This is a genomic window from Brucella anthropi, from assembly GCF_046630315.1.
Classification (GTDB): domain Bacteria; phylum Pseudomonadota; class Alphaproteobacteria; order Rhizobiales; family Rhizobiaceae; genus Brucella; species Brucella anthropi_A.
Map to the genome: position 1 here is coordinate 254,645 of NZ_LQBD01000013.1, position 25,369 is coordinate 280,013.

The window sequence follows — 25,369 nt, forward strand, 5'->3', positions numbered from 1 at the left end:
TAAATTGCCGGAATTATCCATTGTCAGTTGGGAGGTTCCCTCAAGAATAAAAGCCGATTTGCATGGGAGGAATATATGCGTACTCAGGTCGCAATCATCGGATCGGGCCCTTCCGGCCTGCTTCTCGGCCAGCTTCTGACGAAAGCCGGCATTGACAATATCGTCCTGGATCGCGTGAGCGCGGATTATATTCTGGGACGTGTGCGGGCTGGCGTCCTGGAAGAAGGCACGGTCAATCTGATGGACGAAGCTGGCGCGTCCGCGCGCCTTCATGCGGAAGGACAGCCGCATGACGGGTTCTCACTGGCTTTTGACGGGCGCGATCACCGCATCGATCTGCACCGAATGACCGGCAAACGTGTCACGGTCTATGGTCAAACCGAACTCACCCATGATCTTATGGATGAACGGCTGAAGTCGAACGCAGGCAGCATTTACGAGGCTGCCAACGTAACCCCACATGATTTTGATACAGCCTCGCCCTATGTCACCTACGAAAAAGACGGCAAACCCCATCGCATTGACTGCGACTTCATCGCCGGGTGCGACGGTTATCATGGCGTAAGCCGAAAATCCGTGCCCGAACGGGCGATCAATATTTTTGAAAAGACCTATCCCTTCGGCTGGCTTGGCGTACTGGCAGACATTCCACCGGTTGCTCATGAACTGATCTATGCAAATCACCAACGCGGTTTTGCATTGTGTTCCATGCGCTCTCCCACTCGCAGCCGCTATTATATTCAATGCTCGCTTGACGAGAAGATTGAAGATTGGAGCGATCAGCGATTTTACGATGAATTGCGCCGGCGCCTTCCGGCCCATCATGCGCAAGCCATGGTGATCGGGCCGTCTTTCGAGAAATCCATCGCCCCTCTCCGCTCCTTCGTGGCCGAACCGATGCGCTTCGGGCGGCTGTTTCTCGTTGGAGATGCGGCCCATATCGTTCCGCCGACAGGCGCAAAAGGGCTCAATCTCGCCGCCAGCGACGTGCATTATCTTTACCAGGGGTTGAGAGAGTTTTACCTGGAAAAGTCTGACGCCGGCATCGACGCCTATTCCGCCAATGCACTTGCCCGCATCTGGAAGGCCGAGCGCTTTTCATGGTCCATGACCAAGATGCTGCACCGATTTCCGGATATGGAACCGTTCGATCAAAAAGTACAGGAAGCCGAACTCGACTATTTCTGCACATCCAAAGCAGCCTCAACCGCACTGGCTGAAAATTATGTCGGGTTGCCATTCTAGCATGTCATCAATCGTAATTCAGACATACCTAATGTATAGTCACTATATGACGGACAATATTTTTTACCAATTATAACAAAAATGATGCTTTATTTTAGGAATAATGTATCATCATAATAACGAATGGCACCCCCGGGCGAGAAGTTTCGGCCAAACTTCTCGCTTCAAGCACGGTCAGCCATTCTTGTTGAATGGCTGACCGTGTTTATTCCCGGTACACTGAGATCATGACTTCAAACCTGCTGCCTCGCGTACTGTCTGCACCAGTATTTGCAAGGGCCCGGTCTGCACCATATCGGTGCGCATCGTCAGCCCCACCGGGCCTGTGGTTTCGCTCGTATCGATGGGAAGGGCGACAAGTTTGCCTTCGGCGACATCACGCGCCGCCACCCCTTCGGAGATGATCCACACCGCATCGCTGTCGCGCACGAAAGCCCGCCCGAATGCATCCGACACGGTTTCGATCTGCGTTGGAAGGGAGCCGACACCGTTGGTAATCAGCAGACGCTCCACGAAAGGGCGGATGATTGAATTGCGGGTGGGCATGAGCACCGGATAACGGGCCAGATGATCGAATATAGCATCATCCCCCAGAAGGGGATGCCCTGCCCGCACCAGAAACCGCACCTGCTCCGAATAGAGGTGCTCAAAGGAAAAGCCTGTCATCTTTTCCGGCGCGGCCAATCTGCCGACCACCAGATCGAGATCGCCGACGCGCAACTGCTCCAGCAATACAGCGTTTTCTCCGGTTACGATTTTCACCTTGCTGCCGGTCTTCTCCGCCAGAAACAGGCTCATGGCCTTCGGCATGATACGTGTGGAAACCGTCGGCAATGCGCCGATACGGATCGGCGGACCGGAGCCGTCCAACTCCTGCGATACGGAATCGAGCCCCTGCCGCAAGGCCGTCAGCGCCGTCCCGGCGTGGCGCAGAAATACTTCGCCATAGCGGGTGATGCGAATGCCGCGCCCATCGCGCTCCAGCACCGGCACGCCCAAAATCTCTTCCAGCTCCCGCATTGTCTTGGTGACGGCGGGCTGACTGATGTTCAGAATCTCGGAGGCTTTCACCACGCTTTTCTGGCGAGCCACTTCAACAAATGTATGCAGATGGCGAAACTTGATCCGGTTTCCGATCACTTTTCTATAACCTGTAAGTTATGGTTCCCGTCCTGAATATCATTTTACTTAACCGGATTAAAGCGCAACACTGAACTTCAAGAGGAGAAAATCGTGCAATTTGCCAAGGTCAACGATATCGTCGTTCACTATGATTTACAGTGGAACGGCAACGACAAGCCGGTTCTGGTTTTCATCAATTCGCTCGGAACCGACTTTCGGATATGGGACGAGGTGCGCGCGCGGCTCGGCAATGATGTCTCCACTCTCGTGTACGACAAGCGCGGCCACGGCCTTTCCGGTATCGGCACGACACCTTACACGATCGCGCTGCTGGCGCAGGACCTGATCGCGCTTCTCGACACTCTTTCGATCCACAAAACGGTCATCTGTGGTCTTTCGGTGGGCGGACTGATCGCGCAGGGCGTCTGCGCCGCGCGTCCCGATCTGGTGGCAGGTCTTGTCCTTTCCAACACGGCGCACAAGATCGGCACGGCCGAAATGTGGAATGCCCGCATCGATGCAATCGCGCAGAACGGGCTTGCCGGCATTCTGGATGCAACCATGCCCCGCTGGTTTACAGCCGCCTATCGCACACCGGACAATGCCGCCTACCAGGCCTATTGCAACATGTTCACCCGCCAGCCGCTGGAAGGCTATGCCGCCACCTGTGCGGCCCTTCGCGGTGCGGACTTCACGGCTGCGGCTTGCGAAATTTCCGTGCCGGTCCGGTGCGTCGTCGGGGATCAGGACGGTTCGACACCACCCGCTCTCGTAAAAGAGTTGGCGAGCCTCATCCCCGGCGCAACCTTTTCCCAAATCGCCAATAGCGGCCACATCCCCTGCGTCGAGCAGCCGGATGCCTATACTGCTCTGCTGCGGGATTTTCTGTCACACAATCTATTGCATGGAGAATGAATGATGGCTGAAAATGCCACCAAGACCGTGCCGTCCGAGCGTTACAAGCTTGGCATGAGCGTGCGCCGCTCCGTTCTGGGCGATACGCATGTGGATCGCGCATCGAATGGAGCGACCGATCTTGATGCGCCGTTTCAGGCGCTTATAACCGAAGCGGCATGGGGCACGGTTTGGGCGCGTCCCGGCTGGAGCAAGCGCGAGCGGTCTATCGTCACCATCGCACTGCTCGCGGCATTGGGGCAGGACGACGAAGTTGCCATGCATATTCGCGCCACGCGAAACACGGGCGCGACAAAGGAGGACATCTGCGAAGCGTTGATGCATGTCGCGATCTATGCGGGGGTTCCGGCGTCGAACCACGCTTTCAAGATCGCCAAGCAGACCTACGCGCAGATGGAAGCGGAGGAAGCTGAAAAATGAAGAACAGTCTGCCGGAAACGAGCCCGTTTTTCGCTCGTGATCTTTCCATGCATCCCCCGGCCTATACGCCGTGGTACAAGACCTCCGTTCTGCGTTCGCCCACCCGCGCGCTCATTTCGCTGGAAGGCACCAAAAGCGAGATCACCGGCCCGGTTTTCGGCCATAACATGCTGAACGAACTGGATAATGACCTGATCCTGAATTATGCGCGCCCCGGCGAAATGCCGGTCGGCCCGCGCATTCTGGTGCATGGCCGTGTGCTCGATGAAGGCAACCGGCCGGTTCCAGGCGCATTGCTGGAATTCTGGCAGGCCAATGCCGGTGGCCGCTATCGTCACAAGAAGGAAACCTATCTCGCCGCAATCGATCCCAATTTCGGCGGGGTGGGACGCACCATCACCGATGAAAACGGCTATTACTGGTTCAAGACCATCCAGCCAGGCGCCTATCCGTGGCCGAATGGCGTCAACGACTGGAGACCGGCGCATATCCATTTTTCCGTCTTCGGCCACGGCTTTGCGCAGCGCCTCATCACGCAGATGTATTTCGAGGGCGATCCGCTCATCTGGCGCTGCCCCATTGTGAAGACCATACCCGACAAATTGGCCATTGAGCGCCTTATCGCGCCGCTCGACATGAACGCCACCCTGCCCATGGACATGCGCGCCTTCAAGTTCGACATCGTGTTGCGCGGACGCCGCTCGACCTTCTTTGAAAACCGCGCGGAGGGCAACTGACATGGTACAGCCGCTCGGTTATCTCAAGGAAACCGTTTCCCAGACCGCGGGACCTTATGTCCATATCGGCCTCACGCCCAATTTCGTCGGCATTCATGGGGTTTTCGCGGAAGATCTGGGTGCTGGCCCGCTTTATAACGACAAGGCATCCGGCGAACGCATCACCATCAAGGGTCGCGTCATCGATGGCATGGGCGCGCCATTGCGCGATGCGCTGGTGGAAATCTGGCAGGCCGATGCCGGCGGGCTCTATAACAGTCCGACCGAAACCCGCGGCAAGGCCGACCCGAATTTTCGGGGATGGGGCCGCTGCCCCAGCAATATGGAAACGGGCGAATTCATCTTCGAGACGATCAAGCCCGGCCGCGTTCCCTTCCGGGACGGGCGGCTCATGGCGCCGCATGTTACCTTGTGGATCGTGGCGCGCGGCATTAACCTCGGGCTGCAAACGCGGATGTATTTTTCCGATGAGGAAGCCGCCAACGCGGAAGATCCGGTATTGGCGCGCATTGAGCATCGCATGCGCGTGCCAACCTTGATCGGCCAGCGCGAGGGCGACGTCTATCATTTCGATATCCACCTTCAGGGCGAAAAAGAAACGGTTTTTTTCGATATTTAAAAGATGAGCATATCGGTTTTCGAGCACTCATTCCTGACCGGCCTCTTTGGCGATGACGAGGACATTTCCAGCCTTTTCGCCGCCTGTGCCGATATTGCCGCCATGCTGAAATTCGAGGCGGCACTGGCGGACGCGGAAGCTGATCTCGGCATCATTCCTGCCGCTGCTGCGGAACGGATCGTGAGCGCCACGGAAACGATGGAGCCCGATCTGGCGCGACTGGAGCGCGGCACGGCGCGCGATGGCGTGGTGGTTCCAGCCCTTGTGCACGATCTGCGAAAAGCCGTCGGCGAGGATTTCGCGCGCCATGTGCATTTTGGCGCAACCAGCCAAGATGTGATCGACACCAGCCTCATGCTGCGGCTTGGCCGCGTGCGCGATATTTTGGCGCTTCGTATCGAACAGCTTTCGCAAAAGTTCAACTGGCTGGAAAACACCTTCGGCCAGAACGAGCTGACCGCCTATACGCGCATGCAGGCAGCTATCCCCGTAACCGTCGCGGACCGGGTTGAAAGCTGGCGCGCCCCCTTCACCGATTATGCTCAGCGCCTCACCGCACTGCGATTTCCGCTCCAGTTCGGCGGCGCAGCCGGAACGCTTGAAAAATTCGGCGATAAAGCTGCAATCCTGCGGGCGGAACTGGCAAGGCGGCTTGATCTCGAAGACAGGCCCCAATGGCATAGCCAGCGCGCTTTTATTGCCGATTTCGGCCATCTTCTTTTGCTTATCACCGGCTCACTCGGCAAGTTCGGGCAGGATATCGCATTGATGGCGGAACTGCGGGACGAGCTTTCGCTGTCAGGCGGCGGTGGATCGTCAGCCATGCCGCACAAGCAGAACCCCGTGCGGGCCGAGCTTCTGGTGAGCCTTGCCCGCTTCAATGCTGTTCAGGTTTCGGGGCTGCATCAGGCCATGGTGCACGAACAGGAGCGGTCGGGAGCAGCCTGGATGCTGGAATGGATGATTTTGCCGCAGATCGTTGCCGCCACCGGCGCAGCGCTGAAAGCGGCATTGGCATTGAGCGACAATATCGTTCGTATCGGCAAGGATTGATCATCGCAAACATAACTGTTCGGATATCGATTACGAGGATTTTTTCATTTTACATGACCAATCAGATAGGCATTGTAAAAATGGGCTTAGGTCGTTCCGAATTGCGCTGAGACGGTCACGCGCAGGAATGATGGAACCGGGAGGAGAACATGAAGAAAATCGCGCTCACCGCGCTTGCGGTCTTTTCGCTTGCGGCTTCGGCAGCCTATGCCGATGTCGTGAAAGTTGGCGTCATCGGTCCGTTTTCGGGACCTTTCGCCCTGCAAGGCAAGAACTTTAAGGCTGGCATTGATGCCTATATGGCCGAGCACGGCAACAAGGTAGGCGACGACACGGTCGAGATCGTCTATCGCGACGTGCCGCAGGCCGACCCCGCGCAGTCCAAGGCTCTGGCGCAGGAGTTGGTGGTGAAGGAAGGCGTGCAATATCTCGCCGGTTTTTATTTCACCCCTGATGCCATGGCCGTGACGCCCATCCTGAAGCAGGGCAATGTGCCGATGGTGGTGATGAATGCGGCGACCTCGTCGATCGTGACGAAGAGCCCCTATGTGGTGCGCACGTCCTTCACCACCTGGCAGACCTCCACCCCCATCGCCAAGGTCGCGCTCGACAAAGGCGTGAAAAAGGTCATTTCGGTCGTAAGCGATTACGGTCCCGGCGTGGACGCCGAAAACGCTTTCAAGGCAGCTTTCACGGAAGCAGGCGGCGAGGTGGTGGAAGCCATTCGTATGCCGCTTGCGACCAATGATTTCAGCCCCATCATGCAGCGCATCAAGGATTCCGGTGCGCAGGGCGTATTCGCCTTCCTGCCTTCCGGCCCGACCACGCTCGGCTTCATGAAGGCCTATGTCGATAACGGCCTGAAAAGCTCCGGCATCCAGCTTTTCGCACCGGGTGATCTGACGCAGGAATCCGACCTGCCCGCCCTTGGCGAAAATGCGCTCGGCGTGCTGACCACGTTCCACTATGCGGTTTCGCACGATTCACCTGAAAACAAGAAATTCGTCGAGGATGCCCGGAAAGCCATTGGCAATCCGGCTGAACTTTCCTTCCCATCGGTCGGCGCCTATGACGGTATGCATGTCATCTACAAGATGATCGCAGCAACCGGCGGCGAGAAAAACGCCGAAAAGGCTGTCGAAGCAGTCAAGGGCCTGGAATGGATGAGCCCGCGCGGTCCGGTGTCTATCGACCCCGAAAGCCGCCACATGACGCAGAATATCTATCTGCGCGAAGTGGCCAAGGCGGGTGACGGCACCTACTACAACAAGGAAATCCAGACCTTCGAGAAGCAGGGCGATCCGGGCCTGAAGGCGCAGTAAAAAAACGGCTCTCGATAACCAGCCCGCGCAGCCCCTTCTTGGGGTTTGAAGCGCCAGAACAGATGCTTGGAGCGGTTCAGGTAACGAACCGGAAGCGCTCCGACACTTCCGGTTCTTGGCCGGAGCAGCGTTTCCCGCAATGCATCTGCCGCGGGAACTTATGAACAGGACCATTCAATGCAGACCGTGCTCAGCATTGCTGTCGATGCCCTTGCCTATGGCATGGTGCTTTTCGTCATTTCCATCGGCCTTTCCGTTACCATGGGCCTGATGCGCGTTGTCAATCTGGCCCATGGCGCATTTGCAATGATCGGCGGCTATTTCGCATCCTATGCCGCGCAACAGCTTGGCCTCAATTACGGCTTTGCGATCATCATTGCGGTTATCGGCACGATGATTATCGCCGTGCCGGTGGAAAGGCTGCTCTATCGCCGCATCTATGGCGCGCCGGAATTGACACAGGTGTTGATGACCATCGGCATCACCTTCTGCATCATCGGCATCACCAACTATATTTTCGGCCCGACGCTGAAAACCATTCCCTTGCCGGAAATGCTGCGCGGCTCGATCGATCTCGGTTTTCGCGCTATTGCGAAGCACCGCATTTTCGCCATTGGCTGTGGTCTCGCCGTGGCAATCGGTCTCTGGTACGTCATTGAACGCACCGCTTTCGGCGTGAAGCTGCGCGCTGCCGTCGATAATGCCAATATGGCCGCAGCCCTCGGCGTTCGCACCGAGATCGTCTATGCAGTGAGCTTCGCGCTCGCCATCGGGCTTGCGGCCTTTGGCGGTGTGGTCGGCGCGGAGCTTCTGCCCGTCGAACCCTATTATGCGCTACGCTACATGGTGACATTTCTCGTGGTGGTTTCGGTCGGCGGTGCGGGCTCTATCCCCGGCGCATTGGCCGCCTGCCTGCTGCTCGGCGCAATCGACACGACCGGGCGCTATCTTGCCCCTGAATATGGCGAATTCTTCTTTTATCTGGCGGTGATCGTGATCGTTACCCTTTTCCCGCGCGGCCTTGCAGGAAGGCTGGCCCGCAAATGAGCGAATTGACGCAATCCCTCCCCCAAAGCCGTCACTCCTATGCCGGGCTGATCGGCATTGTGGCGATCATCGCAGCAAGCGTCATCGGATGGTTTCTCTTCCCGGACAATCTGGCGCTGCTCACCCGCATCATCGCCATCGCGCTCTTGGTGCTGTCGCTTGACCTCGTGACCGGCTATTGCGGCATAGCAACGCTTGGCCATGCCGCCCTTTTCGGCGCAGGCGCTTATGGCGCGGGCATTGCGGCTGCGCATTTCGGCGTGACAGACCCAATCCTCATGACTGTAATCGGGCTTCTTGCCGGTGCCGTCACCGGGCTGGTTTCTGGCGCGGTGATCCTGCGCGCGCATGGGTTGGCCCAGCTTGTTCTGTCGATTGCGGTCGTGCATCTCTTTCACGAAGCCGCCAACAAGGCTTCGAACTGGACTGGCGGCAGCGATGGCCTGAGCGGCATTTCACCCGACCCGATCTTCGGTATTTTCGAGTTCGATCTCTATGGGCACACCGTCTATATCTATGCGGTCATCCTGCTCCTCATCTCCTTCATCTTCCTGCGCTATGTCGTGCGCTCGCCCTTCGGCATGTTGTGCCGGGGCGTGAAGGAGGACCCGATCCGCATCCATGCCATGGGCGCTTCGGTGCAGGGTGCGCAGCTTCGCATGTATGTGATTTCCGGCGCGATTGCCGGTGTCGGCGGCGCACTCAATGCAATTTCCACCCAGGTCGTGGGCCTCGACAGCCTCAGCTTCACCATGTCGGCGGAAGCCCTTGTCATGCTGGTTCTGGGCGGCACGGGATCACTTTTCGGCGGGCTGATCGGCACGGTCGTCTTCATGTGGTTCGAAGATCTGGTGTCCGCGGCCAATCCATTCCATTGGCTCACCATGGTCGGCGCGCTTCTGATCGCCGTGGTCCTGTTCGCCCCGCGCGGCCTCTATGGAACCGTCGCCCATTACTTTGAAAAAAAGGCGCGCAGCAAATGAGCACCATGTTTGAAGTATCGAAGCTGCGCAAGAATTTCGGCGGACTTGCCGTTACCAACGATGTCTCGCTCAGCATGGCCAGGGGTGACCGCGTTGCCCTGATCGGTCCCAATGGCGCGGGCAAGACCACTTTCGTCAATCTGGTGACTGGCAATCTCGCCGCCACCTCCGGCACGGTGACGCTCGGCGGCGAAAACATCTCAAAACTCAATGCCATGCAGCGCGTGCGCCGTGGCCTTGTGCGCTCGTTTCAGGTCACGCGCCTCTTTTTCGACATGACGCCGGAAGAGCATGTGGCGCTTGCCATCCTCCAGCGCGAGGGGAAAACGGGCCGCATTCTGGGCAATTATCGCAAGATGCCGGATGTTCTGGACGAGACGCGTGATATTCTCGGCACGCTGGGCCTGCTGCCGCTTGCACAATTGCGCGTGAGCGAGATCGCCTATGGGCAACAGCGCCTTCTGGAAATCGCACTGGCGCTGGCGCTGCGCCCGAAAGTGCTTCTGCTGGATGAACCCGCCGCCGGCGTGCCGCAAAGCGATACGGGCCGCATTGAAGAGGCTCTCGACCAGCTGCCGCCGGACCTTGCCGTCCTTATGATCGAACATGACATGGACCTCGTCTTCCGTTTTGCAAAACGCGTCGTGGTGCTTGCCGCCGGAACTGTGATTTTCGACGGCCTGCCGCAGGATGTGGTGCAGGATGCCCGTGTCCGCGAAGCTTATCTGGGGAGTTATGCGCAATGAGTGCTGCCTCGCTTGAAATCCGCAACCTCTCCTCCGGCTACGGTCCCACGCGCGTCATCGAGGATGTATCCTTCAAGGCCGAACCCGGCTCGCGCCTCGCCATCCTTGGCCGCAACGGCGTCGGCAAGACCAGCCTTTTTGCCACGATCGCAGGCCAAACCCGCCGCTATGGCGGTGAAATCCTGCTGGATGGGCGGAACATCGCCACGCTTCCCTCCGCCGCGCGCGCCCTTGCGGGCCTTGGCTATGTGCCCCAGACCCGCGATATTTTTCCCACGCTCACCGTTGAGGAAAACCTTTTCGTCGGCCTGAAAAACCGGCCAAAGGATGCATTGGAGGAAGCCTACACCATGTTTCCGCGCCTGAAGGAACGCAGGCGCAATCTCGGATCGCAGCTTTCAGGCGGGGAACAGCAGATGTTGTCGACCGCGCGCAGCATTCTCGGCCAGCCGACCGTGCTTTTGCTGGATGAGCCGCTGGAAGGGCTTGCGCCCGTCATCTGCGAGGAACTCATGGCCGCGTTTTCAGCCCTTGCACAGAAAGGCGACATGACGATCCTGCTGGTCGAACAACGCATCCAGAGCGCGCTCGACTTTGCCGATCACGTCATCATTCTGGAACGTGGGTGCATCGCGTGGTCAGGCACCGCGGCGGACCTTGCTGACAACCAGCAGACCGTCGAGGAACTGCTGGGGGTCGGCGGCCTGCACTGATCAGTTGCCAACAAACTCGAACTTGTCGACATCCACCAGCCCGCGGTCGGTGATCTTGAGATGCGGGATCACCGGCAGGGCAATGAAGGCAAGCTGAAGAAAGGGTTCTTCCAGAACCGAGCCCAGTTCTTCGGCGGCATGGCGCAGCTTGCGCAATTCGTCGCGCACCGTTTCGTAAGGCTCCGTGCTCATCAGCCCGGCAATGGGAAGCGGCAGCTCCGCCAGGACCTTGCCGTCACGCACCACGACAAAACCGCCCTCGATTTCGCCAAGCCGGTTGGCGGCGGCGGCAATATCTTCATCCGACGTGCCGACGACGCAGATATTGTGGCTATCATGGCTGACCGTGGAGGCTATCGCGCCCGCTTTCAGGCCAAAACCATGCACGAATCCGGTGGCGATATTGCCGTTCTTGCCGTGGCGCTCAACGACGGCAACCTTCACCACGTCGCGCTCAAGATCGGGCTCGACGCCGTTTGGTCCCACTTTCAGATCGAATTCGAGGTTCTGGGTGATGATCTTGCCCGGAACAATGCCGATGGCGCGCGTCCTGCCGCTGTTGGAGTGCGAGCGGAAATTGGAGGCGGTGACGCGCGGGGCCTTGACGCTGTTGCGCCCCACTTCGGCGACCGGCTTGCGCGTAGCGAACAAATCTTCCGACACGACCCGCCCTGCTGACAGCACGGTTTCGGCATGGCAGCCTTCGAGGCTGTCCACCACAACGAGATCGGCACGCTGGCCGGGTGCCACCAGCCCCCGGTCAAAGAGGCCGAAAGCGCGCGCTGCCGAAACGCTCGCCGCGCGATAGATGGCAAGAGGTTCGACACCGCCAGCAATTGCCGTGCGGATCAGATAATCGAGATGCCCCTGATCCGCGATATCAAGCGGATTGCGGTCATCGGTGCAGAGCGCCAGAAACTGTGCGTGGCGCTCGGTGATGATCGGCATCAACGCCTTCAAATCCTTGGAAACCGAGCCCTCCCGCACCAGCACATACATGCCCTTGCGCAGCTTTTCGAGCGCCTCCTCCGCACTCGTCGCCTCATGTTCGGTGCGAATGCCTGCGGAAATATAACCATTGAGATCAAGCCCGCGCAGGAGCGGTGCGTGGCCGTCGATATGCCTGCCCTGAAACGCCCGGAGCTTTGCCATGCATTGCGGATCTTTTGCCAGGACGCCCGGAAAATTCATGAATTCGGCAAGGCCGATCACCTTGGGATGACCAGCGAAGGGAAGCAGATCGTCGATCAGAAGCTCCGCGCCGGATGTTTCCATATGGGTGGCCGGGACACAGCTTGAAAGCTGCACACGAATGTCCATGATCGTTTCAAGCGCGCTGTCGAGAAAGAACTCGATGCCTTCCATACCCAGCACATTGGCGATCTCATGGGGATCGCAAATGGCAGTCGTCACACCCTGCGGCAGCACGCAGCGGTCGAATTCATGCGGCGTGACATGCGAGGATTCGATATGAAGATGCGTATCGATGAAGCCCGGAACCACGATGCGGCCCGAAACATCGATTTCGTGTTTTCCATGATAGGTGCCGAAAGTGCCGACGATCCGGCTCCCGCAGATCGCGATATCACTCTCCACCAGCTCGCCGGTCACGAGATCGAAGAAGCGACCGCCCTTGAGCACGAGGTCGGCAGGCTCGCGGCCCGCACCCTGATCGATCATCTGTTCCAGCATCGCTTCACCTCTTCATCGGAATCAATTGGCAGAAGCTATCACAATGCAAGACGCGGCGGTAAGATCGCGCTTCCGCCGCCTATGATGGTATCCGGATCGTTCGCTTTAACGAACGTATTCGATCATCCTGGCTCGACTGAGAACCAGTTCGACACGATTGCCATCTAGCCTGTGCAGGCAGACGCGCTTGGTCCACGGGCCATCATGCAGCGTGAAGAGAGCGCGCCCCTGGCCAAGATCTTCCAGCGGCATGGCGCGTCGCGTCGGGCCTATACCCATGATAAGATGGCCATCCTTGATATCGAAACAGGCTCCATAGGATGGCGCTTGCCAATGGCCATCGAGTTCGCGGCATATCGGTTTCGTCGTCACCGGCTTCAACCGGCGGGGCACATAGCCGATTTCGCCTTCCAGTTCTGTGCCTGTCCAGCGAAGTTTGACCGGAGAAGACGGCGACAAAGACGAGAACCAGCCATCACCAATATCGTAAAGCGTATCTTCTGAATCGAGCCAGTTGGCTATGCCATTGCGCATTTCCAGCCAGAACGGTCCGCTCTCCGCCACATATAGCCCATCCGAGATGGTGCAATTCGTCTCTGGCAAAGGTAGACCGTGAAGAGCAGCCATACAGTCTCGCGCCATCTTGTAGCTATTGGTGTCTTCGCGGTTTGAGACAACAATCATGCCGGTCTTCGTGGCTGGATCGAGCAGGAAGTAACTCTTGTAGCCCGGATGCGAGCCACCATGTCCGACAAGATGCTTACCGCCGACATCATTCCACCGCAACCCAAGACCGTACCCGGTTACACGTCCGTCGGAGAGATGGCGGTCAGCCGACAGCCTGTCGAGCAAGCCTTTGAATGCGCCCTCCCCGTTGACAAGCGCCTGTGCCCATTTGGTCAGCGCCATAGCACTGCCCGTCAGGCTGCCGGACGCCGAAATGTGCAAACCGGCGGAACTCAGCTGCCATTTATCGCCCGATTTCCAGTAACCGGGAGCAAGCCCCGCAACCGGATCATTCCAGACATCCGGTGCTTCCATGAAAATATCCAGAGGTTCCGCAATCTCCGACTTTACGAAATCATTGAAGCGAAACCCCTTGCGCTCAAGGGCTGCTTCCACCAGCCGATAACCGGTATTGGAATAGGAAATCTGCGAACCCGCATCGAAATTGAGACGATTGAGAGAGGCAAGATAGTCCAGAAGCTGATCGGCCTGTGTTTCCGTATAAACAGACAGTCCCAATAGCGTGAGACATTCGCGTGTATCCGGCAACCCGCCCGTCATGTCGAGCGCACGACCGACCGTAACATCTGCAAGCGGGCTTTGCAGTTCCGGCAGATGATCCCCCAGCCGGTCATCGAGGCTGATGATATCGCCATGCTTGAGAACCATCGCACAGAATGCATGCTTGGTGACTGACGCATAGCGAACGACCGTATTGGCCGTGAACGGCACTTTGGTAGCCAGGCTTTCGAGCCCACCCGCATAAGCAAATTTCACGCCATCAGGGGCGAAACCGATAATGACGCCGCCCGGTTCGTTTTTATCCCAGGTTCTTGAAAAGACCTTGGCGGCGAGCGACGCCGCGCTCCAGTCTGCGTGCGTTGACATGAAAACTCCGTCAGGCAGGTTCTTCCAGATTGACGCTCAGAGCGCGCAATTCCGTGGTATGCGGATGTGTGGTTCGTCCGGCACGCAAATCCTCGGCACCAAGCTGTTCCACCATCTCGCCATGCTGCATAACCCCAACCCGCGGGCAAAGATGCGCAATCACCGCCAGATTGTGGCTCACGAGTACATAAGTGAGATTCTTTTCCGCACGCAAGTCCGCGAGAAGATTGAGAATTTCAGCTTGCACCGATACATCGAGCGCGGATGTCGGTTCGTCCAGCAGCAGCACTTCCGGTTCTGCGATCAGGGCACGAGCAATCGCCACGCGCTGGCGCTGGCCACCCGAAAGCTGATGCGGAAAACGAAACCGCGCGGCTTTGGGCAATGCGACTTCGTCAAGGACCTTTTCGATACGCTTGTCTATATTCCCGATGCCATGGACCAGCAGAAGCTCGCTCAGGATGCGATCTATGGTCTGGCGTGGGTGCAACGACCCAAAAGGGTCCTGAAACACCATCTGAACCTGACGGAAAAAGGCTGGCGTCCGCTTGCGTGCGACATCCTTGCCATCGAACGCAATGCGGCCGCTCCATTGTTCGTTAAGACCGGCCATTGCGCGCAAAATAGTGGATTTGCCGGAGCCGCTTTCGCCAACAATGCCAAAACTGCCGCCCTTCTCGACATGGAAGGACACGCCCTTGACGACTTCGCGCTCGCTGAAACTGATACGGAGTTGGTTGATATCGATCATGAGTTCAGCCAGCTTTCTTCCCGATTGAGCACCGGCAACCGATCACGGGGATGCGTGAGCGACGGAATGCAATTGAGAAGCCCCTTGGTGTATGGATGTTCTGCATGCACCAGTTCGGAGGCTTTCAACTCTTCCATGACACGGCCCATATACATGACCATCACACGATCGCAGAAATGCGACACGAGCGGGAGGTCGTGGCTGATAAGGAGAAGCCCCATGCCCCGCTTGGAAACCAGATCATCGATCAAGCGCAGAATTTCCGCCTGGACAGTGGCATCCAAGGCCGATGTCGGCTCATCCGCGATGAGGAGTTCCGGATCGGGCGCCAGCATCATGGCGATCATGACACGTTGCCCCATGCCGCCGGAAACCTCGTGCGGATAAAGCTTCGCCACTTCACGCGGATTGCGGATCATGACCTGATCGAGCAGATCGACAGCAGCATCCATTGCCTGACGTTTGCTGCCGCCTTTGTGGGTGCGCCACGCCTCGGCCACCTGCACGCCTATGGTCTTCACCGGATTCAGCGAATATTTGGGATCTTGAAGGATGAAGCCTGCCCGCTTGCCGCGTATCTGACGCATACCGCGTTCTGTGGCCGACAGAATGTCGATGCCATCGAATGAAAGCTTGTCGGCCTTAACGTCTGCGATTGGCGGCAGCAGTTTCATGAGGGCTCGCGCGGTCAAAGACTTGCCCGAACCGCTTTCGCCCACGATGCCCAGTTTTTCGCGACCGAGCTGAAGGGAGACCCCGCGCACGGCGTCGAAACGGCTGGTGCGCGTTTCAAAGCTGATCTGCAGATTCTTGATATCAACCAGCATCTGTTCTCTCAATTCTGCTTCGGGTCGAGCACGTCGCGCAGACCGTCGCCGAGGAAATTGAACGCAAGCGATACGAGAAAGATCGCAATGCCGGGGATGGTGGCAACCCACCATTGTTCGAAGATAAAGCGCTTGGCGGTGGCGATCATCGCCCCCCATTCGGGCGAAGGGGGCTGCGCACCCATTCCGAGGAAGCCGAGGCTTGCCGCAGTAATGATGATCGAGCTCATGTCGAGCGTGATGCGCACAATGACACTTGGCACGCAAAGCGGCATGATATGGCGCAGAATGATACGGAACGGCATGGCGCCGGTCAGCTTGGCGGCTGCAATGAAATCGCTCTTGCGCAAGGTCATGGTTTCAGCCCTTGCAAGACGGGCATAAGGCGGCCATGCGGTCAAGGCGATTGCAAGCACGGCGCTTTCGACACCGGGCTTCAAAGCCGCAACGAAGGCGAGCGCCAGGATCAAGCGTGGAAACGCCAGAAAGACATCCGTGACGCGCATCAGAGCGGTATCGACAATGCCGCCGAAATACCCGGCTATACAACCGATGAAAAGGCCGATCGGCGCCACCAGAACAACGACGGCGATGACCATTCCAAGCGTCACGCGGCCGCCATATAGAATGCGGGAAAGAATATCGCGGCCGAGTTCATCCGTACCGAACCAATGCTCCGCAGTTGGAGCAGACAGGCGATTGCCAAGGTCCTGCACACTTGGATCATGGGGCGCCAATAGTGGTGCTGCCAGCGACAAAACGACGAAAGCGATGATGATGAAGAGCCCCATCATCGCGAGCGGATTGGCCCTGAGGTTCACCCAAATGCGATAGCGCCTGCCCCAATTGGCCTGAGAGCGCGAGGTGGGCGATTCATCCAGCGCCCAATTATGAAAATCAGCAAAAATCATCGGACACGCGGATCCAGAACTTTATAGAGGATGTCAGCGAGCAGATTGAGCCCGACATAGATAACACCGATGAGCAGCGTCGCCCCCACGACCGGATTCATATCCGCATTCATCAGCGACACGGTGAGATACTGTCCGAGGCCCGGCCAGCTGAAGACGGTCTCCGTCACGACAGCCCCTTCCAGCAGGCCCGCATAGGTCAGGGCCAGAACCGTCACAAGCTGCACGGCAACGGTCGGGAAAGCGTGTTTCCAGATAACAGAGGTCAGCGACAAGCCTTTCGCACGCGCCGTAATCACGAATTCACCCTTGAGCGCATCCAGCATGAAGGCGCGGGTCATGCGTGTGATATAGGCCATGCTGAAATATGCGAGGATCAGGACCGGCTGCACCATATGGTAGATGGCATCCCGGAAAGCATCCCAGTCGCCGGCAACGAGACTGTCGATCGTGAGCAGACCGGTAACGTGCGGGATCATGCCCTCATAGATGATGTCCTGACGTCCGGGTCCCGGCGCGATGTCGAGCGTTGCATAGAAGACCAGAAGCGATATCAGGGCCAGCATGAAGACCGGGACCGAATGACCGGCAAGACATATCACGCGGATCGTCTGGTCAACGACGGAACCCTGCCGGACAGCGGCCCACACCCCCAGCGGAATGCCGATCAGCGCGGCAACGAGAAGTGCCGCCGTTGCCAGTTCCAGCGTCGCCGGGAAATAACGGGCAATATCCTGCGTGACCGGATTGCGGGTGAGAATAGAATTGCCGAAATCGCCGTGTAGTACTTGGCCGACATAATGCACAAACTGGACCACAAGCGGTTGGTCGAGCCCCATCTCCGCGCGAACGCGCTGGATAACGGCCTCCGGCGCATTATCACCGACCGCAGCAATAACCGGATCGACCGGCATGACGCGGCCGATCATGAAGGTAATGACCATGAGCCCGAACAGCGTGATCAACACGCTGCTCAGGACACCGGTCAGGTTCTTGAGGCTTTTCTTCACGCCTTGGCGATCCCTGCATAGGAATGAGAATCGGACAGGACGCCAAGACGCATTCCGGTAACGTTCTTGCGGCAAGCCGCTGTTGTAACGGTCTGAAGCATCACGATAAACGGGCTGTCATTCATGAATTCGCGTTGCAAATTCTCATAGAGCTCGATGCGCTTTGCTGAATCGCGCTCATCACGGGCTGCAATCGACTTCTTCGCGAATTCCGCGTTCTGATAGGATGAGCGCCAGGCAAAAGGCTTGGTAGCCGCATTATCCGAATTGTCAGGATTGTTGCAGAAGACATCGGCATTGGTGTTCGGGTCAAAATAGTCGGAACCCCAGGAGGTCAGCGCGATTTCATGCTCGCGAGCGCGCATCTTGGTGAGAACCTGACGGTTCTCTGCGGCCAGAAGCTCGACCTTGATTCCGATTTCGGCAAGGTTCGCCTGAATGGCTTGCGCGATATCCGGCCAGGGCTGGGCGGAATAATGATCCATCTTGATCGCAAAGCCATCGGCAAGGCCGGCTTCCTGCATCAAGCCTTTCGCCTTTTCCAGATCCTTCTGGAACGGCGTGTCATTAACCGCACCAGGAAAACCTTCTGGAATGATGGTCTGATGAACCTTGTGCGTCAGCGGAACGATATTCTTCTGGATACCCTGATAATCTATGGCCCACTTGATGGCCTGCCAAAGCTTCGGATTGGTGAGTTTTTCAACCTTCTGATTGAGGGACATCAGGCCAATACCGGCGATTGCCTTGGTGACAAGTTCGAAATCGCCATTGCCTTGCAGAACACGCAACTGCTCGGACGTCAGATTGCGGGCAATATCGACGTCGCCCTTCTGGAGCATCAGAAGCTGCGAAGAAGGGTCCGCGACGTGGCGCAGAAGGATGCGATTCACATTGCCCTTGTAAGCACCGTGCGGATTGACGTTCAGAATGATGCTTTCGCTCGGCTTCCAGGAAACGAGAACCCATTCACCTGAACCGGCGCTGTTCTTCTGAAGCCAGCCATTGCCGAGATCGTCACCGGCAGCATTTTCCAGAACCGCTTTCTTTTCCACGATGCTGGCAACGCTTGCCGACAGGCAATACAGCAGGAAAGGCAGCGAGGTCGATTGTTCGACAGTCAGCGTCAGTGTCGAGGGATCGGTTGCGACGATGTTCTTTTCCGCATTTTCAGGCGTGAAGCCGAACTGGCCGATAATGAAAGCTGGCCCCTTGTTCATCTTGACGGCGCGTTGCAGCGAAAATGCAGCATCTTCGGCGGTGATCTGCGCGCCGCTTGCAAATTTCGCGCTCGGATCGATCTTGAATGTGAAAATCTTGCCGTCTGCATCGGCTTCCCAGGAAACCGCTACGCCGCCTTCCACCTGATCCGGATTGGAAAGGCTCGGATGCACCAGACGCTGATACATGTTGTTGCAGATTTCGCTGCCAACAGCTTCGAAGCTCTCATGCGGATCGAGACTGGTCATATTGTCCAGCTGCTGGGCCACGACCAGAATGTCCTGACGTCCGGCTCCAATGGCTGGCAAAATGCCGGCATAGGACAGAAAGGGAACGGCAGCCGTGCCTGCCAGAAAACCGCGTCTAGAAATCATTGAGAGCTCCTCTTGCAACGCTGCCATAAAGCCCCTTTTGAAATCGGGAGCCATGCCGACAACGTTCTATCTCCTGATATATTTTTCCAGCTTTCCGCTAACACGTGAGCGGAGCGAGGGGCCAATGCAGAATTTTGCACTCCCTATGCAGAGTTTGCATGAGACAAATGAAACGAGGCCTTTTGCGCAATGGAATCGCTCGTCATGCAGCGCCGTCATAGCGATTGACCGAAATCGCATTTGCAATTTGTCTCATGCGGGTCCATCACCCTGTCGCAGTAGCTAGGTTGATTTGAGAAGGCTTCCCCATGGCGACAGAACAGAAAATCCCGGTTTTTGATGGTCACAACGATGTGCTGTTGCGCCTGTGGTCATCGGATGCCTCCACGCCGGAAAAGCGCTTTCTTGAAGGCGAAAATGTCGGTCATATCGACCTTCCACGCGCACAGAAGGGCGGGCTTGGCGGTGGTCTTTGCGCGGTATATGTACCCTCGCCTTCACGAGAACTCGACGCCAACGGCAATCTGCCGACGCCAAGCCAGACGGACGCGATGAAGGCAACGCTTGCCATGTCGGCGATCCTGCTGAAGATAGAGCGGGCATCGGAAGGCAAGGTCCGCATCTGCCGCACGGCGGCAGATATTCGCGATGCATTCGCCAAGGGAATTTTCGCTTCTGTCTACCATATCGAAGGTGTGGAAGCTTTTGGCGAAGATCTTGATGCGCTCTATGTTCTGCATGAAGCCGGACTGAGAACACTCGGACCCGTCTGGAGCCGTCCGAATATTTTTGCCCATGGCATTCCGTTCCGGTTTCCGGCCTCGCCTGACATCGGCCCCGGCCTCACGGATCATGGCAAGGCACTCATCCGCGCTTGCAACGAACTCAAAGTCATGGTCGACCTTTCCCATATGAATGAGAAAGGATTCTGGGACATAGCGGCGATTTCCGATGCGCCGCTCGTCGCGTCGCATTCCAATGCCCACGCCCTTTGCCAGCAAAGCCGCAATCTGACCGACAAACAACTGGATGCCATTCGTGATACTGGCGGGCTTGTCGGACTCAATTTCGGCGTTTCATTCCTACGTGAGGACGGAAAACGCGATCCCAACACGGATTTGACCGAACTTGTGCGTCATGCCGATTACATCGTCAATCGCATCGGGATCGATCATCTCGCTCTGGGGTCCGATTTTGACGGCACCACGATTTCTTCCACACTTCGCGATGTGGGCGATCTCCAACTCGTCATAGAAGCCTTCCGCAAGCACGGCTATGACGATGCTTCCATCGTCAAGCTGGCCCACGGAAACTGGATCAATGTCCTTGAGCGGACATGGGGCGCTTAAGAGCGAATAGAAACGATCTCACCCCTCAAGGGTGAGATCGAAAACATGATGATGGATATAGCCGTCGAACATCTCCAGAAGACCCTTCGTGGCCTCCCGACTTGCATAGCGGACAGGTGAAGCAAGCGCTTCGGTCAAAGCCTCCCTGCTATCGTATTTGGTCCACAGAACCATCGGATAGGCAGGCGCTCCTTCGTCGCGTTCGACAGCATAAAGAACGCGGACTTCCCTGATGCCTGGAAAGTCGAGCCACATCGGCATGAGGGTTTCTGCCACATAAGCTTTGAACGCATCCTCGCGTCCGGCATGAATAATGCCTTCAAAAAAGGCCTGTCTAACAATCATGGGAATAACTCAGTTTACCTTGGTCGGCGGAATATCGCCGGAAAAATATGCCGCGAGATTGGCAAGCACGAGTCCCCCCATTCCCACACGTGTTTCGACCGTTGCGCTACCCTGATGCGGCATCAGCACGGTATTTGGCGCGGTTAGGAAGTCTTCCCGTATCGTCGGTTCACCGACGAAGACGTCAAGCCCGGCCCCTGCGATAATCCTGTTGTTCAAAGCCGCCAGAAGCGCGTCTTCGTCAACGACACTGCCTCGCGCCACATTGACCAGATATCCGTTGTTCCCGAGAGCGGCCAGCACCTCGGCATCAACAATGTTCGCCGTCGACGGGGTGGCTGCGACACAGACCGCGAGCACGTCACTTTCCCGCGCAAGTTCCACGGGCGTTGCATGCGCAATCCAGTTTGTGCCAGCGACAGGTGAGCGGTTCCAGTAATGCACTTCCATGCCGAATGCTTCCGCCCGCCGTGCAAACGACTTTCCGATCTGGCCAAGCCCCAGAATGCCAACCCGCTTGCCCTTGGGGCTAACCCCAAGAGGAATTGCTTCCCGGCGGGCCCATCTGCCTTGCCGCACAAATTGGTCGCCCGTAACGACATGGCGCATTACCGTGAGCATGAGGGCAATACCAGTATCGGCAACATCATCGGTCAGAATGCCGGGTGTAGTGCTGACATGCACATTGCGGCTCCGCGCGAAGGCGAGATCGACCTTGTCTGTCCCGACGCCATTGATGGCGATCAAACCGAGGGACGGCAGACGTTCCATCCACTCGTTGGAAAGCCCGGTTCCGCCGCCGGTGACAACAGCGCGGATCGTACCTAGGGCTGCGTCAATCGCCGCCTTGTCTTCCGGCTTGTACAGCCGCAGGACCTTGTAGGATGCATCCAATCGATCTTCGATCAACGGCATCATCGGCTCAATGAGCAGGACTTCATTCGCCACTTCAAACTCCATTACTAAGCCACTGGAAACAAATCAGGAGATCTGGCCAATAAACGCCTTCGTGCGTTCATGTTTCGGATTACCGAAGAATTCTTCCGGTTCCGACATTTCCAGAATTTGTCCCTGATCCATGAAGATCACGCGGTCCGCCACCTGTCGTGCAAAGCCCATCTCATGGGTAACGCAAAGCATGGTCATGCCTTCCCTGGCGAGATCGATCATGGTGTCCAGAACTTCCTTGACCATTTCAGGATCGAGAGCGGATGTCGGCTCATCGAAAAGCATGATCTTGGGATTCATGCACAGTGCACGGGCAATCGCCACACGCTGCTGCTGACCGCCGGAAAGCTGGGCCGGATATTTATCGGCCTGTTCGGGGATGCGGACGCGCTCAAGGTATTTGCGCGCCGTCTTTTCGGCTTCCGTCTTCGAAATGCCGCGCACTTTCATCGGAGCCAAAGTGCAGTTTTCAAGAACCGTCATGTGCGGAAAAAGATTGAACTGCTGGAAAACCATGCCAGTTTCCTGCCGCACGATATCCACGTTCTTCCCGCCTGCCGTCAGGTCATGACCATCGACAACAATGCGGCCCTCCTGAATGGTCTCCAGCTGATTGATGCAGCGGATAAGGGTCGATTTCCCGGAACCAGACGGGCCGCAAATCACGATACGCTCACCGCGAGCCACGGTCAGGTTGATATCTCGGAGCGCGTGATACGTACCGTACCACTTGTTCACACCCTGCATCAGCACAGCCGGCCCCGAAGCATCCTGCGCCAACCGGTCCGTTGGTCCCTGAGCCATCTGGTTCATATCGGAAAACTCACTTTCATGGGCTGAAGCGCCATGCCCGCACGATTGCCGGGCATGGCACAATTCAAGAGCTTACTTTGCCTTGGAAACAAAATCCGGCAGCGGCGTACCGAGCCACTTTTCATGAATCTTGTTCAATTCGCCGTCGCTCTTCGCCTTATCGATGAACGTGTTGACGAATTCGAGCATTTCCGTCGACCCCTTGCGGACCGCGATGCCCTGTACCTGCTGGCTGAGCTGGATTTTCTGATCGTAGCGACCGGGAGCGGCCTTTTCGATCTCGGCGGCCACCACATTGGAAAGGCCGATCAACTCAACCTGCCCTGACAACAGCGCCTGCACTGCGCTCGCATCGTCATCGAAACGACGGATATTGGCGTCCTTCGGCGCAACCTTGGTGACGGCTGTGTCCTGCGTGGAAGCGCGGGCGACACCGATTGTCTTGCCGGAAAGGTCTTCGGGCTTTGCAACGGAAACATCTTTCGGTCCGAAAACGCCGATCGAAATGCCCGCATAAGGCTGGGAGAAGTCGACGCTCTTGGCACGCTCCTCAGTGATGCCCAGCGAGGCCACCAGAACATCGACCTGCCCGCTTTGCAGATACGGGATACGGTTCGGGCCCGTGACCGGCACGATCTGGGCTTCAACACCCAGTTCCTTGGCCAGCAACTTCGCCACATCTGCGTCGTAGCCATCCGGTTCATTGCTAGTATTCATGATTCCGAATGGCGGAAAGTCGACTAGCATGCCGATCTTGATTTTTCCGGCTGATTTAATGCCATCAACGGTCTGCGCAAACGCCGTCGGCGCCAGTACCGTTGCAATTGCTCCCGCGCCAATCAGGGCCATTGCCAAACGTCTGGTGATAGTCATGCTCATTCCTTCCCTGTTAAGTGCCCCTCTATTCACCGGCACCGTTTCGTTATGTCTCGGCCTTTTTCCTGACTTCATGCGGTCTCACATCTGGTCAAGAATGCCGATTGTCTTTCCCAAGCCCCCCCCAATTACCGAGCTGTAGCGCGAGAAAACCTCGTTTCCATGCGGCGCGCCAAAATGGACAGCGGCCAGCAGAGGACAAAATAAACAGCCGCCACAGTACCGAACACCATGAAGGGGCTGAATGTTGCATTGTTGATGATCTGACCCTGTCGCGTCAGTTCCGTAAAGCCGATGATCGCAGCAAGCGACGTGCCCTTGATGAGCTGCACGAGAAAGCCCACTGTCGGCGCCACGGAAATACGCGCGGCCTGCGGCAGGATCACATAGCGCATCCGATTATAATAGCGCAGCCCAAGCGCCGTTGCCGCCTCACGCTGGCCAGGCGGTACGGCATCGATGCACCCGCGCCATATCTCGCCCAGAAAGGCACTTGCGTGCAATGTCAACGCAATCGTCGCGGCGATCCATGGGTTAATGCCTAGCCCAAAAATATTGAGGCCAAAGAAAACCAGGAAGAGCTGCATCAGAAGCGGCGTACCCTGAAACAGCCTGATGAAGCCGAGCGCTATGTAACGTGGCACGCGCGCATCCGAAACGCGCATCAACGCGACGAGCAATCCTCCAATACCCCCCCCGACAAAGGCAATGGCGGAGAGTGCGATGGTCCATTGCGCCGCATAGACGATGATGAGAAATTCGTTCCAGCCGAAAGGTCTGATCATGGCCTGCTCCTATCGGCTCAACGGATATTTGAATGCCACCTTCTCGATCAGCGCGAAAATGGCCGAGAAACCGATGGACATGACAAGATACATTAGCGTGATGACGATATAGACCTCGAAACTCGCGAAAGTCGCGGATTGGAGATCGTTACCGGCAGCCGCAAGTTCATTTGCCGAAATGACCGAAACCACGCTCGACGTCAGCATCAAGTAGATGAACTGGCTGGTGAGCGACGGATATACCGTCCGCAAAGCCGGTTTCATGATGACATAGCGAAAGACTTGCAGTTTGGAGAGACCGAGCGCGGTTCCCGCTTCCACCTGACCTTTGTGAATGGATTCAATGCCGGCGCGAATAATTTCCGTGCCATAGGCGCCAAAATTCACCACCAGCGCGAGAAGCGCTGCGCTGTTGGGCGACAATCGCAGACCTGCGGAAGGCAACCCGAAGAAGATGAAGAAAATCTGCACCAGAAACGGCGTGTTTCGGATAATTTCAATATAAACATCGATGAGGAAGCGGATCGGCTTTGGCCCGGAGGTCTTGCCGACAGCGCAGATGATCGAGACGATCAGGCCGAGCACCATGGCAGCGCAGGAAAGCTCAATCGTCTGCCATGCGCCGACGAGCAGCTTGTCCATCGACGCGAATACAGGCGCGAAGTTGAAATTATACAATGCTGACCCTCCCGATGCGCGGATTATGCCGAATTTTCCCTCCGGCGGCAACGAATTTAGATCGATCTAAGTTTGTTTACCCTCACTCGTCAATCAATAATTCGGATTAAAACCTGAATCAAAGAGTGAATAGCCCCGAGTTTCGTGGACGCCCTCGGGTTACATTTCCTGCTGCCGTTCGAACTCGACGGGTGACAGCATCCCGTTCCTGACGTGCTTGCGCTTGGGGTTGTAGAACATCTCGATGTATTCG

General features: G+C 57.2%; 26 protein-coding genes and 1 pseudogene. 12 read left to right on the forward strand and 15 right to left on the reverse strand.

Annotated features, from left to right (window positions below; genetic code table 11):
- Positions 1–75: 75 nt before the first annotated feature.
- Positions 76–1,245, forward strand: a complete 1,170-nt coding sequence (gene pobA, locus AVM02_RS09665) for a 4-hydroxybenzoate 3-monooxygenase (RefSeq protein WP_411506744.1) — start codon at positions 76–78, stop codon at positions 1,243–1,245.
- Positions 1,246–1,470: 225 nt separating this feature from the next.
- Here pobA and pcaQ read toward each other — a convergent pair whose 3' ends face one another.
- Positions 1,471–2,385 carry a pca operon transcription factor PcaQ gene (pcaQ, locus tag AVM02_RS09670; protein WP_411506745.1) on the reverse strand — a complete coding sequence of 305 codons (915 nt, stop codon included), beginning with the start codon at positions 2,383–2,385 and terminating at the stop codon, positions 1,471–1,473.
- Positions 2,386–2,478: 93 nt separating this feature from the next.
- On the opposite strand from pcaQ, the gene pcaD reads away from it, so the two are divergent.
- The 10 genes from pcaD to AVM02_RS09720 all read left to right on the forward strand — a co-directional run bounded on the left by pcaD (position 2,479) and on the right by AVM02_RS09720 (position 10,922).
- Complete coding sequence (gene pcaD, locus AVM02_RS09675; RefSeq protein ID WP_411506746.1) at positions 2,479–3,282, forward strand: 3-oxoadipate enol-lactonase; 804 nt, start codon at positions 2,479–2,481, stop codon at positions 3,280–3,282.
- Positions 3,283–3,702 (forward strand): 4-carboxymuconolactone decarboxylase, encoded by a 420-nt coding sequence (gene pcaC, locus AVM02_RS09680; RefSeq protein WP_411506747.1) that lies wholly within the window; start codon positions 3,283–3,285, stop codon positions 3,700–3,702.
- Positions 3,699–4,439: a protocatechuate 3,4-dioxygenase subunit beta gene (gene pcaH, locus AVM02_RS09685; protein ID WP_411506748.1), complete on the forward strand. Its 741-nt coding sequence runs from the start codon at positions 3,699–3,701 to the stop codon at positions 4,437–4,439. Before pcaC ends, pcaH begins: the two co-directional genes overlap by 4 nt.
- A gap of 1 nt (position 4,440) precedes the next feature.
- Positions 4,441–5,058 (forward strand): protocatechuate 3,4-dioxygenase subunit alpha, encoded by a 618-nt coding sequence (gene pcaG, locus AVM02_RS09690; RefSeq protein ID WP_411506749.1) that lies wholly within the window; start codon positions 4,441–4,443, stop codon positions 5,056–5,058.
- A 3-nt stretch (positions 5,059–5,061) separates the two neighbouring features.
- On the forward strand, positions 5,062–6,111 hold the full coding sequence (locus tag AVM02_RS09695) for a 3-carboxy-cis,cis-muconate cycloisomerase (RefSeq protein ID WP_411506750.1): 1,050 nt from the start codon (positions 5,062–5,064) through the stop codon (positions 6,109–6,111).
- 149 nt (positions 6,112–6,260) lie between these two features.
- Entirely contained in the window at positions 6,261–7,433 is a 1,173-nt protein-coding gene (locus AVM02_RS09700) for an ABC transporter substrate-binding protein (protein ID WP_411506751.1), read from the forward strand.
- Positions 7,434–7,610: 177 nt separating this feature from the next.
- Positions 7,611–8,480, forward strand: a complete 870-nt coding sequence (locus tag AVM02_RS09705; RefSeq protein WP_411506752.1) for a branched-chain amino acid ABC transporter permease — start codon at positions 7,611–7,613, stop codon at positions 8,478–8,480.
- Positions 8,477–9,463, forward strand: coding sequence for a branched-chain amino acid ABC transporter permease (locus tag AVM02_RS09710; protein WP_411506753.1), 987 nt, complete (start codon positions 8,477–8,479; stop codon positions 9,461–9,463). The genes AVM02_RS09705 and AVM02_RS09710 overlap by 4 nt, the downstream gene beginning before the upstream one ends.
- Complete coding sequence (locus AVM02_RS09715; protein ID WP_411506754.1) at positions 9,460–10,209, forward strand: ABC transporter ATP-binding protein; 750 nt, start codon at positions 9,460–9,462, stop codon at positions 10,207–10,209. The genes AVM02_RS09710 and AVM02_RS09715 overlap by 4 nt, the downstream gene beginning before the upstream one ends.
- Entirely contained in the window at positions 10,206–10,922 is a 717-nt protein-coding gene (locus tag AVM02_RS09720) for an ABC transporter ATP-binding protein (RefSeq protein WP_411506755.1), read from the forward strand. Before AVM02_RS09715 ends, AVM02_RS09720 begins: the two co-directional genes overlap by 4 nt.
- Here AVM02_RS09720 and ade read toward each other — a convergent pair.
- The 7 genes and pseudogenes from ade to AVM02_RS09755 all read right to left on the reverse strand — a co-directional run bounded on the left by ade (position 10,923) and on the right by AVM02_RS09755 (position 19,322).
- Positions 10,923–12,630 (reverse strand): annotated as a pseudogene (gene ade, locus AVM02_RS09725) (adenine deaminase).
- Positions 12,631–12,719: 89 nt separating this feature from the next.
- Positions 12,720–14,228, reverse strand: a complete 1,509-nt coding sequence (locus tag AVM02_RS09730; protein ID WP_411506756.1) for a serine hydrolase domain-containing protein — start codon at positions 14,226–14,228, stop codon at positions 12,720–12,722.
- A 10-nt stretch (positions 14,229–14,238) separates the two neighbouring features.
- Positions 14,239–14,979 carry an ABC transporter ATP-binding protein gene (locus AVM02_RS09735; protein ID WP_411506757.1) on the reverse strand — a complete coding sequence of 247 codons (741 nt, stop codon included), beginning with the start codon at positions 14,977–14,979 and terminating at the stop codon, positions 14,239–14,241.
- Positions 14,976–15,806: an ABC transporter ATP-binding protein gene (locus tag AVM02_RS09740; RefSeq protein WP_411506758.1), complete on the reverse strand. Its 831-nt coding sequence runs from the start codon at positions 15,804–15,806 to the stop codon at positions 14,976–14,978. Before AVM02_RS09740 ends, AVM02_RS09735 begins: the two co-directional genes overlap by 4 nt.
- A gap of 8 nt (positions 15,807–15,814) precedes the next feature.
- The gene (gene nikC / locus AVM02_RS09745; RefSeq protein WP_411506759.1) at positions 15,815–16,717 is read right to left on the reverse strand and encodes a nickel transporter permease; all 903 of its coding nucleotides are present in this window, start codon (positions 16,715–16,717) and stop codon (positions 15,815–15,817) included.
- Positions 16,714–17,727: an ABC transporter permease gene (locus AVM02_RS09750; RefSeq protein ID WP_411506760.1), complete on the reverse strand. Its 1,014-nt coding sequence runs from the start codon at positions 17,725–17,727 to the stop codon at positions 16,714–16,716. The genes nikC and AVM02_RS09750 overlap by 4 nt, the downstream gene beginning before the upstream one ends.
- The gene (locus AVM02_RS09755) at positions 17,724–19,322 is read right to left on the reverse strand and encodes an ABC transporter substrate-binding protein (RefSeq protein ID WP_411506761.1); all 1,599 of its coding nucleotides are present in this window, start codon (positions 19,320–19,322) and stop codon (positions 17,724–17,726) included. The genes AVM02_RS09750 and AVM02_RS09755 overlap by 4 nt, the downstream gene beginning before the upstream one ends.
- 308 nt (positions 19,323–19,630) lie before the next feature.
- Between AVM02_RS09755 and AVM02_RS09760 the strand changes: the two genes are divergently transcribed.
- A complete protein-coding gene (locus AVM02_RS09760; protein WP_411506762.1) occupies positions 19,631–20,671 on the forward strand; it encodes a dipeptidase in 1,041 nt (346 codons plus the stop codon).
- An 18-nt stretch (positions 20,672–20,689) separates the two neighbouring features.
- On the opposite strand, the gene AVM02_RS09765 is transcribed toward AVM02_RS09760, so the two are convergent.
- The 7 genes from AVM02_RS09765 to AVM02_RS09795 form a co-directional block, all read right to left on the reverse strand.
- On the reverse strand, positions 20,690–21,016 hold the full coding sequence (locus tag AVM02_RS09765; RefSeq protein WP_411506763.1) for a hypothetical protein: 327 nt from the start codon (positions 21,014–21,016) through the stop codon (positions 20,690–20,692).
- 9 nt (positions 21,017–21,025) lie between these two features.
- Entirely contained in the window at positions 21,026–21,976 is a 951-nt protein-coding gene (locus tag AVM02_RS09770) for a 2-hydroxyacid dehydrogenase (RefSeq protein ID WP_411506764.1), read from the reverse strand.
- Positions 21,977–21,997: 21 nt separating this feature from the next.
- The gene (locus AVM02_RS09775) at positions 21,998–22,777 is read right to left on the reverse strand and encodes an amino acid ABC transporter ATP-binding protein (RefSeq protein WP_411506765.1); all 780 of its coding nucleotides are present in this window, start codon (positions 22,775–22,777) and stop codon (positions 21,998–22,000) included.
- 72 nt (positions 22,778–22,849) lie between these two features.
- A complete protein-coding gene (locus AVM02_RS09780) occupies positions 22,850–23,650 on the reverse strand; it encodes a transporter substrate-binding domain-containing protein (protein ID WP_411506766.1) in 801 nt (266 codons plus the stop codon).
- Positions 23,651–23,781: 131 nt separating this feature from the next.
- Positions 23,782–24,438 (reverse strand): amino acid ABC transporter permease, encoded by a 657-nt coding sequence (locus AVM02_RS09785; RefSeq protein WP_411506767.1) that lies wholly within the window; start codon positions 24,436–24,438, stop codon positions 23,782–23,784.
- Between the two features lie 9 nt (positions 24,439–24,447).
- Positions 24,448–25,116 carry an amino acid ABC transporter permease gene (locus tag AVM02_RS09790; RefSeq protein ID WP_411506768.1) on the reverse strand — a complete coding sequence of 223 codons (669 nt, stop codon included), beginning with the start codon at positions 25,114–25,116 and terminating at the stop codon, positions 24,448–24,450.
- 159 nt (positions 25,117–25,275) lie between these two features.
- Positions 25,276–25,369, reverse strand: a 94-nt coding sequence (locus AVM02_RS09795) for an IS3 family transposase (RefSeq protein WP_411506783.1), incomplete at its 5' end; no start/stop codon positions are given.